Source organism: Halorubrum vacuolatum (assembly GCF_900188065.1).
GTDB lineage: Archaea > Halobacteriota > Halobacteria > Halobacteriales > Haloferacaceae > Halorubrum > Halorubrum vacuolatum.
On sequence record NZ_FZNQ01000011.1, the window covers coordinates 43,574 to 57,287 of the forward strand.

Below are 13,714 nucleotides of genomic sequence, written 5' to 3' on the forward strand. Positions count from 1 at the left end.
CGGTCAGTAACTTCGCACCTTCGGTTCGTACGTCCGCATCTCACCCCTCAGCAATACCGGCCCGAAGTGAACCGCCGGCCGCCCACCGTTCCACGTGACGTACGTGTGGCGTAACCACTCCTCGTCGTCGCGCGTCTGATGGTTCAGCCGCCAGTGTGCTCCGCGGAACTCCTCGCGGACGAACGCGCCGATCGTGATCGCCTCGGCGACGTCCAGCATGTTTCGCGTCTCGATCGTCTGGATGAGATCGGTGTTGAACGTGTGGGATGGATCCGAAACGCCGACCTCCTGATACTGCCGGCGGCATCGTGCGAGCGTCTCCAGCGTCGATTCGAGCCCGGAGCGCGTCCGGAAGACGTTGACGTGCTCCTCGAAGGCACGTTGAAGCGTCGAGCGGATCACGGCGTGGTTGGTTCCATCGCGTTGCATCAGCCGGTCGATCCGACGGCGCTCTCGTTCGACTGCGCGGGAGACGACCGCTGCTGGGGAGTCATCGACCGTGGATTCATCGGCCCGTCCACCGTCCATCGCCGTGAGCGGATCGGGCTCCGGATCCCCGATCGGCGCGTCGATCGATCCGCCCCACGTCCGGGTCCTCGCCTCCGCGCCGGTCGGGATCGACGCCGAAACGGGATCGTCGCTCGCGGCCCGCTCGCCGGCCCGTTTCCCGAAGACGATCAGCTCGGGAAGCGCGTTACCGCCTAGTCGATTCGAGCCGTGGACGGATGCACAGGCACACTCGCCGGCGGCGTAGAGTCCCTCGATACTCGTTTGTCCGTACTCGTCCGTCTCGATCCCACCCATCGCGAAGTGCTGTCCGGGTTTAACCGGCATCGGCTCCGCGGTCGGATCGACGCCTTCGAAATCCTCAGCGAGGTGGATGATGTTCTCCAACCGGTCGCGGATCCGACCCTCGCCGATGTGTCGCATGTCGAGATGAACGTGGTCGTCATCGAAGCCGCGCCCGTCCTGAATCTCGAATAGCTCCGCCCGCGAGACGACGTCGCGGGAGGCGAGCTCGCCGGCGTTGTTCGCGTAGCCGCGTTCGAACATGAACCGCTCGTTCTCACGGTTGTAGAGGACCCCACCCTCGCCGCGGACGCCCTCGGAAATGAGCACGCCCGTGGAGGGAAGCGTCGTCGGGTGGAACTGCACGAACTCCATGTCCTGTACGGCCGCGCCGGCCCGGTAGGCCATCGCGACGCCATCGCCGGTGTTCGAGACGGCGTTCGTGGTGTGGTTGTACACCTGTCCGAGCCCGCCGGTGGCGAGGACGACGCCGCCGTCCGCCCGGAAGCCTTCGAGCGAGCCGGTCGCGAGGTCGTAGGCGACCACCCCGTGACATCGACGGTCGTCCGGGTTCGGCACGTCAGTCACGGCGAGCGAGAGCACGTAATACTCGTCGTAGATCGTGATCCCACGCTTCACGACCTGCTGATAGAGCGTGTGAAGGAGGTGATGGCCCGTTTCCGCACCGGCATACGTCGTTCTCGGCGCGGAATGACCCGCGAGATATCGCAGGTCGATCTCGCCCGCGTCGTTTCGTGAAAACGACATCCCCCAGCGTTCGAGTTGGATCACCTCTTTGGGGGTCTCCCGACACAACGCCTCGACGGCGGGCGCATCGGCGAGATAGTCAGCGCCCTTCATCGTGTCGTACGCGTGGGTTTCGGGCGAGTCCCGCTCGTGGAACGCGGCGTTGATCCCTCCCTCAGCGGCACCGGTGTGCGAGCGGACCGGATGGAGTTTCGAGACGATCGCGACGTCGGCGCCGGCTTCGTGTGCGGCGACCGCCGCGCGCAACCCGGCCCCGCCGCCACCGACCACGATGACATCGTGCTCCCTCATTCGTCTGTCCGTCAGCGATGAAGATCCATTAACATATGGGTATGCCGGAAGCCTTCGCCGTTCGGGAGGGCTTCGGCGCGTGGATCGAACACTCCCTATCGGTCGATGTGCGCCGCGTACCGTCGCTTGAACCCCTCGTACGCCGCCGGTTCGATGTCGATACAGCGGAACCGCGCGTCGTCACCGAAGGTCTGCCGTGCCGCGATCGCCGCCGGCGCGGTGCCCGCACAGGGGATGATCACGAGTTCGCCGGGCTCCACCAGCCCGGAGAGCCACGCCGCATACGGCTCGACCGGTTTGGCGCGTCCGCCACGGCCGTACGTCTCGGTCGGCCATCGGGCTACCTGTCGGGCCGAGACGGCGGTGCGTCTCTCGGTCGGGCCCTTGTGGGCGAAGACGACGCTGTATCCGCCGGTTGAGAGAAACGGACCGTGGGTGTCGCGGTCGGGCTGGCCGTCCGCGGTGAGGTACGTGACGCCACCGATCCGCCGGAAGCCGCCGCCCTCGTGCTGTTCGGTCGCATCGCCCCACGTCTCTCGGAGGTACGAGACGAATCGAGGGAGGAGCCAGTCGTCGACGTCGGCGATGAGCCATCCGCCCGGCATGAGCGCCCCATAGCAGGCGTCGATGATCTGGGTCGTCGTCAACGCGTCGGTAACCTGCGGGCCGTCCGCGGGTTGATCGTCGTCGAACGGATGCAGTTGGTAGCTGACGCTCGTCTGCTCGCGCCGACCGGGTCGTGCCCAGGCGTCGTCGAGGAAGATCGCTGCCGCCTCGTCGTCATCGTCCGCAAGCGCCGCGAGCGCGTCGCCAACGATGTACTCGCCGCCGGGGCCGACCGTGTGTCGCTCGAACCCATCACCGGTTGTCATCGATCGCCTTTCGGCTCGCCCGCCCCTGAACGTTCCCCATCGTGCACCGTCCAGCCTCCATCGCGCACCGTTCTCCCTCGACGTCCGCGACGGCCCGAAACCCCGAAATAATCCCATACGAAGTGTGCGAGGATCGGTCCGGTGACGAGCCAGCCGACCGCCCGCGAGACGGCGGGATCGACCGTCGGAAGCAACCCGAGGGCGATGGTTCCCATGATCAGCGCGCCCGTCACCTTTCGGTACCGACTCGCTTCGAGGTCATACACCGGCAGCCCACGCCGTCGTCGGAGCGCGACGCCGCCAACGAACCCGTAACGGGCGAGTCCGACGAGCAGGAACACGGCGGGTACGAGACCGAGCGCGACCGTCGCGACCGTCCCGACGAGCACGATGAGCGCGTCGACCTCGGTGTCGAGACGCGCGCCGAGTGCCGTCTCCGTCTCGGTGCGACGGGCGACCGCGCCGTCGACGGCGTCGAGCGTGATCGCCGCGAGGAACAGCCCGAGGGCGATCCACCCGATCCGTGTGGCGGTGGGTGCGAGCGCGACGACCCCCGTGAACACCACGAGCGCCCAACCCCGACAGAGCGTGATCCACGTGGCTGCGGTGATACGTCGTTCTCCCGCCCGCGGCGTCGTCGACGCCATCACCCAGCCGATGACGACCGTCAGCGCTGCGAACGAGCCCGCGACACCGCCACCGACCCACCCGGTGATGGCCACCGTCTCCATCGTTGCGAGCAACCCCACCGTCCCGCTGACGACCAGCAGACCACAGAGCGTCACCAACGCGTAGGGCCGCCACGGCGGTGTGCGTCCCGCCGCCCCGACCGTGGCGGTCATCGTGTCACCGCTCGCGTGCCGCCGGTGCGTGTCGTCAGCGGAGTGAGGTCCGGATGATCGACGGTCGCCTTGGTCGCACCCGTTAGCCGACGGCGGTCCCGTTTTGCCTGCCATTGCCGGTGTCGTCGATGGCACAACACGGGGATCGATTCGAGGTCGAGCAGTTTGGCGATGGCGAGTCGATGTTGACCATACGCCCGCCAGTACAGCGTTCCGTCCCGCCCGATGTCGACGTTTATCTCGTCGGCGCGATCGGCAAGCGTCGGTCGGTCGCGGCCCGCGAGCGTCTCCTGTCGTCGGTAGCCATCGGTCGAGAGCGACGTATACAGCCGCTCGATCTCTCGGCATCGCGGCTCGAACCCCTCGATGCTGCGGTAGCCCCAGGCGTTGCCGAATCGCGAGAGCTGCTCACGGAAGGCCGCAAGCAACGCCGTCTCGCGCCACGGCGTCCCCTCCTCGAAGTGTTCACGGAGCCCGCGGACGACCGCACGGTCGGCGAACCGCTCGGCATGCTGATCCCAGTCGCCGTCGATCACCCGGCCCCACTGGGGTCGTTTCGGCGCGTGCGGAAGCAGGCTTCCGGTGATCGAGGCGGGGTCCACCTCGATCAGACGGAACGGATGAGCGTCGGTATAGCGCCTTGGCTCAAGCCGTCGTCGCAGTCGGTGTATCCGTCGACACCACGCGATCGGTATCCGACGGGCCACCGGTTGGGTGAGGCCGTCGCGGACCGCTAGCACGCCGTGAGCTCGAAGGCGTTTCCTAAGCGGGGGCGACTCGGCCGCCACCAACGGGGGTGACTCACTCACGGCGGAGCAACACGACGAGCGCCACGATCAACCCGATCTGTGCGAGTTTATCGACCACTTCTATCGTCTCGATCGTCGCGAGCGTCGGTTCATTAAGCAGGGCCCATAACACGATCTGCCCGGCCGTGAACGGGATCCCGACGAGGTAGACAAGCCGCCGCCGGACGTCGAACAATACGAGCAACACGCCTCCGATGAACCCGGCAAAGGCGATCAGGAAGCCGATCCCGAAGGGGCTCGTCAACGGCAGGTCTACGACCGCGATAATGAGATGGACGGCTGCGCTCACGAGCGCCATCGCGATGGCCCCCCAGTGTAGCGGGGTCAATGAGGCCGTCTCCAAACCGAGGCGGCGAGCGGACATGCCGATCCGATGGGACTACGGTTAAAAAGGTGTTTTCCCCGAAAACGGCGAACGTTCCATCGGCCGTGAATCGCTGGATTCAGCATTATGCAACATGGTGCTCCGTCGCCGACTCACTGTGGCTCCGCTCCCCAGCAACGTGCCGGCTTCGTCAATTACTACCCGCCGCGGGTGCCACTCACGGTATGAGTGCTGCCTCGTATCTCCCGTACGCCCTGCTCTCGATGGGTGCGTATGCACTCGTCTCCCCGCTCATGCGGGTCGCAACGACCGGTCCCGACGCCATTCCGAGCGACGTCGCCGTCATCATCACGAACCTGATCTTGGTCGGGCTCGCGGCGAGTATCGTCGTCTACACCGGTCAGGAGGTCACCGGGACGCTCGGTTCCTCGAAACTCCCGCACGTCATCGCGGCCGGGATATTCCTCGGGATCGGGATCATCGCGCTCTATCGGGCGCTCGCGTTGGGTCCGGTGAGCGTCGTCACCCCGATCTTCGCGATGTTCCTCGTGTTCTCCTCGGTCATCGGCATCGTCCTTCTCGGCGAGTCGTTCACGGCACGGAAGGGTATTGGTATCGTGTTCGCGGTGATCGCCGTCTATCTCGTCTCCGGGACGTGAGCGTTCCCGTGGCATCGTCCGCTGATGATCTCCCGTCGGGCCCGGAGGCGGTGACCGCTGCCGGGTAAGGAAGGCCCTTTTATACCGAGATAAAACTCCCCGTGTTCGCAGTGTCCCGCGTCCCCAACCCGATCCGCCTCGTCGTCCTCTCCATCGGCCTCGCGCTGGCTCGCGCCGGGCTGATCGACCGCCACCGAGTCGTCCGCACTACGGATCTCGCCTGGCCGCGGATCGTCACCGGTATCGCCCGCATGTCGAAGAACGCCGTCGACGTGGCGATGGTCGGCGTCGCCGTCGGGACCAGCGCGGTCGCGGGTGTCGGGTTCGCCGGGCCCTTTTGGGGGCTGGCGTTCGCCATCGGTGGCGGCGTCGCCGGCGGAACCATCGCGCTCGTCTCCCAGCGATACGGGGCGGAGGCGTTCGCGGAACTCGGGGACGCGGTCCGGGCGAGCGCGCTCCTCGTCGTCCTCATCAGTCTCCCCGTCACCGCCGTCTTCTGGACCATACCGCACGAGCTTATCGCGCTTCTCAGCAGCAACGAGCGGGCTATCGGCCTCGGTGCTGAGTACCTTCGGATCGTCGGGCTCGCCGTCCCGCTTGCGGGATTGAACCTCGTCGGGAGCCGTATCCTCGTCGGCTGTGATGACGCCTACACCGCCATGCTCGTGCGGGCCGGCGGAGCGGTCGCGAACGTGATACTCACGGCGTGGCTGGTGCTCGGGCTTGGCTGGGGTGTTGCGGGGGCGGCGATCGGCACCGTCCTCGCGAACGCGACGGTGACCGGGGCCTTCGCGCTCGGGCTCACGTGGGGTCGGCTCCCCGGGATCGGCGAGTTCCCCGTGCGGATCGACCCGTTCGGCTCGTATCTGAATCCGGATATGCTCCGGGATCTCGTCGAGATCGGCCTGCCGGTCGGCCTCCGGAACCTCGTCTGGGTCGTCGCCGAGTTCCCGATGCTCGCCATCGTCGACGTCTTCGGCGAGAACACCGTCGCGGCGTTCGTCATCGCCCGCCGTATCTGGGGGATCATGAACACGCCCGGGTGGGGGTTCGGGCTCGCCTCCTCCAGCCTCGTCGGCCAGGAGCTCGGCGTGAACGATACGGCGGAAGCGGAGGCGTATGCCCGCGACATCATTCGGTTCTCGGTCGCCACCTACCTCGTCTCCGCCGCGCTGATCGCGTCCTTTGCCCCGAACATCGTGCGGCTCTTCGCGGAGCGCCCGGAGAGTCCCGAGGTGCCCATCGCGGTGACGCTCGTCTACGCGGCGTGCGTGGCGGTGACCTTTCAGGGCGTCTCGGGAGGTGCCGCGGGCCCGCTCGATGCCGCCGGCGACACGAAGGTGCCGTTCGTGAGTCAGTTCATCGGGATGTTCCTCGTCGCGATCCCGCTCGCGTATATCGGTGCGACGACGGCGCTCGGGCTCTGGGGGCTCTATCTGGCATTTCTCGCGGAGACGAGCGTGCCAGCGGCGATCAACTACTGGCGCTTCCGATCGGGCAAGTGGAAGGGTATAAGCGAGGCGTATCGTCCGGACATGGCGCGGAACGATTGAGACGGCGGGGGACGACTGAGAGGGCGAGGGCTGCTTTTTGACGGATGGGATGCCGACCGTTTCGGATCTCGTAGCGTCGACACAGCCGATATTCACGAGGGTGCATACTGACTGGCGGCCCCCAGCCGGGAGATTCAAGGTCGCTGCCCGCACCCTCTCTGACGATGCGTCAGGACCACCTCATCACCGCGACACAGCTCTCGCGGGATGACATCGAGGCGGTGCTCGACCGGGCCCGCAGGATCGCGGCCGACCCCGCCGCGTTCGCGGACCGGCACGCCGAGACGGTGCTCGCGCTCTGTTTTTTCGAGCCGAGCACGCGAACGAAGATGAGCTTCGATACCGCCGCAAAGCGGTTGGGGGCGGACACGATCGACATGGGGACCGTCGAGTCCTCGTCGGTGACCAAAGGCGAGTCGCTCGCGGACACCGTCCGCGTCATCGAGGGCTACGCCGACGCCATCGTGCTTCGCCATCCGAGCGAGGGCGCGGCGACGCTCGCCGCCGAGTTCGTCGACGTGCCGGTTATCAACGCCGGCGACGGCGCGGGTCAACACCCCTCACAGACGTTGCTTGATTTATATACCGTTCGGGAGAATCACGGTCTCGACGGGCTGACCGTCGGGATCATGGGCGATCTGAAGTACGGACGGACGGTCCACTCGCTGGCGGCGGCGCTCACGAACTTCGACGTCAACCAGCACTTCATTAGCCCCGACTCGCTTCGGCTCCCACGCTCGGTGCGGTTCGATCTGCATGAAGCGGGCGCACAGCTGCGTGAACACACGGATCTGGAGGACGTGCTCCCGGAACTCGACGTCCTTTATGTGACCCGGATTCAAAAGGAGCGGTTCCCCGATGAGAACGAGTACCACCGGGTCGCTGGCCAGTACCGGATCGACGCGGGGACGCTCGCGGACGCACGCGAGGATCTCATCGTGATGCACCCGCTTCCCCGCGTCGATGAGATCGCCGCCGACGTGGACACCTCCGGTCACGCGCGGTATTTCGAGCAGGCACACAACGGCGTCCCGGTACGAATGGCGCTTTTGGACACCTTACTGGAGGGCACACAATGAGCGACCACGAACTCCGCGTCTCGAAGATCCGCAACGGAACCGTCATCGACCACGTCGAGGGGGGACAGGCGCTGAACGTGCTCGCCATCCTCGGGATCGACGGCTCGGAGGGGCTTGGCGTCTCCATCGGCATGAACGTCCCATCCGATCGGCTCGGCCGCAAGGACGTCGTCAAGGTTGAGGATCGCGAACTCTCCTCCTCGGAGGTCGATGTCCTCTCGCTCATCGCCCCGGAGGCCACCATCAACATCATTCGGGAGTTCGATGTGGTCGAAAAGAATCGCGTCATTCGGCCGACGCACGTCTCCGGTGTGCTCTCGTGTCCAAACCGGAACTGTATCACCAACGCCGGCGAGCCCGTCGAGACGGAGTTCGCGGTCGTCGGCAACGGCGTTCGGTGTGGCTACTGTTCGACGATCATTCGCGACGACATCGCTGCACACATCGACGTCTGACCGACGGACCGATCGGCAACGCGTTCGGCGGTAGATTTTAGCCGCCACCCGTTCGATATGTATCCATGAGCAAGAAGGCCAAGCTCGTCCTCGTGCTGTCGCTCGTAGTCCTCGCGTACTTCCTTCTCGCCGGCGACAAGGAGCCGGTTGAAGTGGAGTAACCTGGGTTCACGCCAGTCCGATCGTACCGCCCGGTGACTGCCGAACCGTTGCGCGCCCATGTCCGCGTCGTTGCGGGTCCATGCCCGCGTTTTTATGACCCGCACCCGTAGCGTTGGGCATGTACGGTGTCGTCACGCGAAACGCCGACGAGGTCGACATGGACCCGTTCGACCTGGGATTTTATGAAGTTAAGGACGTCACGGGGCGTGCGGCCGCGCCGCTTCCGAACGCCATCAACATGGTGTCGTGTTTCGGGGACAACGCGGCCGCGGGCGAGAACGCCGACCTCGTGCCGGTCAACGAACGGGGCGAGCCGGCCAACCGCGACCGCACGTACTTCGATTGGGCCTACGTCTGCCCGACCCATCCGGAGTATCGTGCCGGGCTGTTGGAGATCATCGACGACTGCGTCGCCGTGAACGACGACGTGCGCCTCGATGACGTGGGCTTTCCGCGGGAGGGATACTGTCGCTGTGACCGCTGTCGACGGCTCTTTGCCGAGAGCGACCACGACGAGTGGACCGACTGGCGTGCCGCAGTTATCACCGAGTTCGTCGCCGAGGCGGCCGACCGAATCCCCGGACGGACCCTCCTGACGCTCTACCCCGACCCGTACCCTGGACACCTCCATGCGCGCGCCGGACTCGATATCGACGCGCTTGCCGAACACGTCGACGAGTTCGTCGTCCCGGTCTATGACCTCCACTACGGGACGACCTACTGGCTGGAGTCCATCGCACGTGGATTCCGGTCGCGGCTCGGTGGCGACTACGACGTGCACGGTGCGCCGCCGGAGACGCCGTTTTCGATCGAGCTGTACGCCGTGAACGTCGACGTGGACGACCTGATCCATGCGACGGCGGTCGCGGAGACCTACGCGAAGGACGTCTTCTTCGGCTACGACGCGAGCAACGCGGCCGCGGCGCTCCGCCGGAAGGCCGCCGACGCCCGGGAGGGGAAGGTGCACCGGCCGGAGTGATCGCGGGCCGGATAGGTTGCGGTCGCGCCGGGTTTATAACCAGCCCTCAGTGGACGGTTCGGTCGTCGGAGGTATCGATCCCCTCTATCGGATCGGCGTTACCGAAGGCGGGGGTCGGCCCGTCGGTGGGCGCGGCCCACTCGACGGCGTTGCAGAGCACCCGCTGGACGTCCTCGTCGTAATACACCGGATAGGTCTCGTGGCCGGGGCGGAAGTAGAACACGTTGCCCGCGCCGCGCCGATAACAACACCCCGAGCGGAAGATTTCGCCGCCCTCGAACCAGGAGGAGAAGACGAGCGTGTCGGGTTGCGGGATGTCGAACCGTTCGCCGTACATCTCCGTCTCCTCGAGTTGGATGTACTCGTCGATCCCCTCGACGATCGGATGGCCGGGCTCGACGACCCAAAGTCGCTCACGTTCGGCCGCCTCACGCCACTTCAACGAACAGGTCGTGCCCATGAGCCGGGTGAATATCTTGGAGTAGTGGCCCGAATGGAGGACGATCAGCCCCATCCCATCGAGCACGTGTTCGTGAACGCGGTCGACGACCTCGTCGCGGACCTCGTCGTGGGCGGCGTGGCCCCACCAGGTGAGGACGTCGGTCTCCGCGAGGACCTTCTCGGTCAGCCCGTGCTCGGGACCCTCATCGAGCGTCGCCGTCCGAACCTCGTGGCCGGCTTCCTCGAAGACGTCGGCGAGGACCGCGTGGATGCCGTCCGGATACACCTCGGCGACGACCTCGCTTTCGCGCTCATGGCGGTACTCGTTCCAAACGGTTACTCGGACCATAGTGAACGTTTTCGGAGATGGCTTATAAACATGGGCCTCCCGGCGGGGCGATCGTCCGAGTTGCACCGTGGCGGCTGACGTAAGCGGGACGTTGATGACCGTCCGTTCCGTAGTATGGAACGTGAACGCACACGACGCGACGACCCCCGGAGAGACACCCGAGCGTCGGTTCAACGGGCCGTGGCTTCGGATCCTGCTCGCCGCGGTCGTCGGCTGGGGACTCCTATATGGACTCGATCAGCTGTTCCTCTCGCCGGCGACGCCCGCCGGTGCCGCGATCGGGTTCGGTCACGCCTACATCCTCGCGCCGCTCGTCACCGCCGCGATCCTCCTCGATGCGCTCTCGCTGGCCGAACAGGACGTTGCGGATCTGGGCCTATTTAAATGGCTCTACGGCCTCATCGCGCTCTTTGCCCCACCGATCGCGATCATCTACTACCTCCACCGCGAGTGGCTGAAACCCGAACACCCGGAGCTGCTCGGAGCGATATGATGGAGGGGGCGGATTCGCCGGTGGACTCCGCCTCGGGAACGGTCACGTCGTTGGTTACCGCGCCGACCGCCGGCGCCGATCCGGTCCGAAAAGACCGGGTTGCGATCGTCGCCGGCGGCGTTGCCGGCGATCGCTACTGTGTGGATGAGGACGTGGGCGGGGAGGGTGGGCACTTCGCGCTGGACGCCTGTGCGGTGACGCTCGTCGCCGCCGAGGCGCTGGCAGCGGTCCAAGACGCGACCGGGATCGACGTCTCCGACGGCCGTCATCGGCGGAACATCGTCGTCCGTGGCTTTGGGGAAGGGATGGATGCGCTCCTCGATGCGACGGTCGCGATCGGGGACGCACGCGTACGCCCCACACGCCGGAGACCGCCGTGTGCTCACGTCGAGCAGCTCGCGGGCGAGGAGGGGCTCGCCTCCGCGCTCTCGGGACGTGGCGGGCTCTGTTGTACGGTGCTCGAACCGGGCGCCGTCGGCGTTGGCGACCCCGTTCGGATCGTCGAGCCGGATCCCGGGACTGCCGGGGAAGCGATCGCGGCGCGGCTTCGCGAGGCGGCGGACGACGACACCTGAGCCCCTCAGCCGGTCTCCAGCACCTCCACGAGGTTGCCCTCCGGGTCGCGAACGAAGAGTATCTCGGTCCCACTTTCGGTCCGTTTCGGATCACTGATCGTCTCGACTGCCGGATCGAGGGTCGAATGGAAGACCTCGAGGTCCTCGACGCAGAGTCCGAAATGGACGGCGCCGGATCGGTTGAGCGATGGCGACGGAAGCGGCTCACCCGCCGGCTCGTACTCGACGAGTTCGAGGCGAACGCCGTCGGCATCGAGGTGGGCGAACGTGCCGGTCGCATCGGGCACACCGACCCCCGACGAAAACGCCTCGCCGCCCACGGAGAACTCCGCGATCAGGTCGAAGCCGAAGGTCTCGGTATAAAAATCGACGGCGCGGTCGAGGTCCGCGACGGTGATGCCGACGTGGTGAGCGCGTGGCTGGGTCGTCGTCTCGTGGTCATCCGCTGCGGGATCGCTCATGCGGATGCATCGATCGACGGGGGCAAAGCCATGTCGACCGACCGGGCGTCCACGCGATCGAAACGACCATTCGGGGTGCGGGCGACCGACCCGATATGCACGTCGTCGTCAACGCCGCCCAGAGCGTCGACGGAAAGCTGTCCACCCGCCGCCGCGAGCAACTACGGATCTCGGGACCCGAGGACTTCGACCGCGTCGACCGGATCCGCGCGGCCGCCGACGCGGTCTTGGTGGGGGTCGGAACGGTCCTCGCCGACGATCCGAGCCTCACGATAAAAGAGGAGGCACGGCGCGTGAGCCGGCTCCAGAACGGCCGTCCCGGAAATCCCGCCCGGGTCGTCGTGGACTCACGAGGCCGGACCCCGACGGATGCCGCCGTCCTTGACGATGCCGCGGAGACGTTCCTGCTCGTATCCGAAACAGCGACATCCGATCGGCGAGAGGCCCTCGAAGCGGCCGGTGCGGAGGTCATCGTCGCCGGCGAGGAGCGTGTCGACCTCGAAGCGGGATGCACCGAACTCGCGAAACACGGTGTCGATCGGCTGATGGTCGAGGGCGGCGGCGAAGTGATCCAGTCATGTTTCGCGGCGGGGCTCGTCGACGAACTCGACGTGTACGTTGGGTCGCTCGTCGTGGGCGGACGGGATGCCCCGACGCTTGCTGACGGCGACGGTTTCATCGAGGCGTTTCCGCGGTTGGAACTCCGTGGAACCGAGCGGCTCGACGACGGTATCGTGCTTTCGTATGCCGTCGGTGAAACCCGGTGATGAAGGGCGAAGCGATCAGAACGTGTCCGCGAGTTTGTCCCGCCGGTAGCAGTCGATCTCGAGCGGGGCCGTCCCGCCGGCGGCGGCCGCGAAGGCGATCGCCTCGGCGATCTCAGCCGGTTCGGTGACCGTTCCCGGCTCGAATCGCTCCTCGAACGGATCACCGTCCGCGCTCCCGAACTCGGTCCGCACCTCCGAGGGGTTGATCACGGAGACGGCGACGCCGTCGTCGCCGACCCGTGCGGCGACGCTCTGGGCGAACCCGCGCACCCACCACTTCGTCGCGGCGTAGACCGGGTTGAACGGTCGTGGGAACTTTCCGGCGAAGCTCCCGACGAGGAGGAGGCTGCCCTCGCTCGCGCGAAGCGCCGGGAGCGCCGCACGCGTGAGGTAGAAGACGCCGTCGACGTTGGTGTCCTGCATCGCGTGAAACTCCTCGTCGGTCATCGTCTCGACGTCGCCGCCCCGGCCGAGGCCCGCGTTCGCGACGACGACATCGAGACTGCCGAATCGGTCGACCGTCGCCTCGATCGCCGTATCCGAGGTCGATCGCTCCCGCACGTCGCCTGCATGGACGAGGACGTCGACGTCATATGCATCACGGAGCGTCTCCGCGAGCGACGCCAGCCGTTCCTTCCGCCGCGCAACGAGCGTCAGGTCTACGCCCCGTTCCGCCAGCTCGTGTGCTGTCGTCTCGCCGATCCCCGCGCTTGCTCCGGTGACGATCGCGGTTGCATCCTCTAGGGAAGCCATACGATCGGGACCGTCCGAACCGACTTAAAAGGAAACGGGGAAGCGGCGACGGTTCGATTAACCGTTAACCGGTTGACACCACGATATCTTCGTCGGCCTCCGGAAGTCGCTCGGGTTCCGTAGTAACGGCGGCGTCGACGGCAAGCACGTCGGCGACGTGATCGGCGACCGATTCCGCCATGAGCCGATAGGTGGTGAGCTTTCCGCCGCCGACGCTAGAGCAGTTCTGGACGCCGTCCGCGTCGTGATCGAGGAGGGAAAAGCCACGTGAGATGCCACGCTCCGCACCGGT

General features: G+C 66.4%; 16 protein-coding genes. 8 read left to right on the forward strand and 8 right to left on the reverse strand.

Annotated elements, in window-relative coordinates; genetic code table 11:
* Positions 1 to 3 precede the first annotated feature (3 nt).
* The 5 genes from CHB65_RS10935 to CHB65_RS10955 form a co-directional block, all read right to left on the reverse strand.
* The gene (locus CHB65_RS10935; protein ID WP_089385106.1) at positions 4 to 1,848 is read right to left on the reverse strand and encodes an FAD-binding protein; all 1,845 of its coding nucleotides are present in this window, start codon (positions 1,846 to 1,848) and stop codon (positions 4 to 6) included.
* Positions 1,849 to 1,943: 95 nt separating this feature from the next.
* Positions 1,944 to 2,720: a hypothetical protein gene (locus CHB65_RS10940; RefSeq protein ID WP_089385107.1), complete on the reverse strand. Its 777-nt coding sequence runs from the start codon at positions 2,718 to 2,720 to the stop codon at positions 1,944 to 1,946.
* Positions 2,717 to 3,562, reverse strand: a complete 846-nt coding sequence (locus tag CHB65_RS10945) for a CDP-alcohol phosphatidyltransferase family protein (RefSeq protein ID WP_179213647.1) — start codon at positions 3,560 to 3,562, stop codon at positions 2,717 to 2,719. Before CHB65_RS10945 ends, CHB65_RS10940 begins: the two co-directional genes overlap by 4 nt.
* Positions 3,559 to 4,371: a hypothetical protein gene (locus CHB65_RS10950; protein ID WP_179213648.1), complete on the reverse strand. Its 813-nt coding sequence runs from the start codon at positions 4,369 to 4,371 to the stop codon at positions 3,559 to 3,561. The genes CHB65_RS10945 and CHB65_RS10950 overlap by 4 nt, the downstream gene beginning before the upstream one ends.
* On the reverse strand, positions 4,364 to 4,735 hold the full coding sequence (locus tag CHB65_RS10955) for a DUF7475 family protein (protein WP_089385109.1): 372 nt from the start codon (positions 4,733 to 4,735) through the stop codon (positions 4,364 to 4,366). Before CHB65_RS10955 ends, CHB65_RS10950 begins: the two co-directional genes overlap by 8 nt.
* Before the next feature lie 185 nt (positions 4,736 to 4,920).
* Between CHB65_RS10955 and CHB65_RS10960 the strand changes: the two genes are divergently transcribed.
* From CHB65_RS10960 to CHB65_RS10980, 5 genes are all read left to right on the forward strand, one after another.
* Positions 4,921 to 5,355, forward strand: a complete 435-nt coding sequence (locus CHB65_RS10960) for an EamA family transporter (RefSeq protein ID WP_089385110.1) — start codon at positions 4,921 to 4,923, stop codon at positions 5,353 to 5,355.
* Positions 5,356 to 5,465: 110 nt separating this feature from the next.
* Entirely contained in the window at positions 5,466 to 6,908 is a 1,443-nt protein-coding gene (locus CHB65_RS10965; protein WP_089385111.1) for an MATE family efflux transporter, read from the forward strand.
* Between the two features lie 164 nt (positions 6,909 to 7,072).
* On the forward strand, positions 7,073 to 7,987 hold the full coding sequence (gene pyrB / locus CHB65_RS10970) for an aspartate carbamoyltransferase (RefSeq protein WP_089385112.1): 915 nt from the start codon (positions 7,073 to 7,075) through the stop codon (positions 7,985 to 7,987).
* Positions 7,984 to 8,442 (forward strand): aspartate carbamoyltransferase regulatory subunit, encoded by a 459-nt coding sequence (gene pyrI / locus CHB65_RS10975; RefSeq protein ID WP_089385113.1) that lies wholly within the window; start codon positions 7,984 to 7,986, stop codon positions 8,440 to 8,442. Before pyrB ends, pyrI begins: the two co-directional genes overlap by 4 nt.
* 280 nt (positions 8,443 to 8,722) lie before the next feature.
* Positions 8,723 to 9,583 carry a hypothetical protein gene (locus CHB65_RS10980; RefSeq protein WP_089385114.1) on the forward strand — a complete coding sequence of 287 codons (861 nt, stop codon included), beginning with the start codon at positions 8,723 to 8,725 and terminating at the stop codon, positions 9,581 to 9,583.
* A 46-nt stretch (positions 9,584 to 9,629) separates the two neighbouring features.
* Here CHB65_RS10980 and CHB65_RS10985 read toward each other — a convergent pair whose 3' ends face one another.
* On the reverse strand, positions 9,630 to 10,373 hold the full coding sequence (locus CHB65_RS10985) for a ThuA domain-containing protein (protein ID WP_089385115.1): 744 nt from the start codon (positions 10,371 to 10,373) through the stop codon (positions 9,630 to 9,632).
* A 121-nt stretch (positions 10,374 to 10,494) separates the two neighbouring features.
* On the opposite strand from CHB65_RS10985, the gene CHB65_RS10990 reads away from it, so the two are divergent.
* The gene (locus CHB65_RS10990) at positions 10,495 to 10,866 is read left to right on the forward strand and encodes a hypothetical protein (protein ID WP_245809961.1); all 372 of its coding nucleotides are present in this window, start codon (positions 10,495 to 10,497) and stop codon (positions 10,864 to 10,866) included.
* Positions 10,863 to 11,441, forward strand: a complete 579-nt coding sequence (locus CHB65_RS10995; protein WP_089385117.1) for an MOSC domain-containing protein — start codon at positions 10,863 to 10,865, stop codon at positions 11,439 to 11,441. The genes CHB65_RS10990 and CHB65_RS10995 overlap by 4 nt, the downstream gene beginning before the upstream one ends.
* 5 nt (positions 11,442 to 11,446) lie before the next feature.
* Here the strand turns inward: CHB65_RS10995 and CHB65_RS11000 are convergent, their stop codons facing one another.
* Positions 11,447 to 11,902, reverse strand: a complete 456-nt coding sequence (locus tag CHB65_RS11000) for a VOC family protein (protein ID WP_089385118.1) — start codon at positions 11,900 to 11,902, stop codon at positions 11,447 to 11,449.
* Positions 11,903 to 11,997: 95 nt separating this feature from the next.
* On the opposite strand from CHB65_RS11000, the gene CHB65_RS11005 reads away from it, so the two are divergent.
* Positions 11,998 to 12,669: a 2,5-diamino-6-(ribosylamino)-4(3H)-pyrimidinone 5'-phosphate reductase gene (locus CHB65_RS11005; protein ID WP_089385119.1), complete on the forward strand. Its 672-nt coding sequence runs from the start codon at positions 11,998 to 12,000 to the stop codon at positions 12,667 to 12,669.
* Positions 12,670 to 12,684: 15 nt separating this feature from the next.
* Here the strand turns inward: CHB65_RS11005 and CHB65_RS11010 are convergent, their stop codons facing one another.
* On the reverse strand, positions 12,685 to 13,422 hold the full coding sequence (locus tag CHB65_RS11010; RefSeq protein ID WP_089385120.1) for an SDR family oxidoreductase: 738 nt from the start codon (positions 13,420 to 13,422) through the stop codon (positions 12,685 to 12,687).
* Between the last annotated feature and the right edge of the window lie 292 nt (positions 13,423 to 13,714).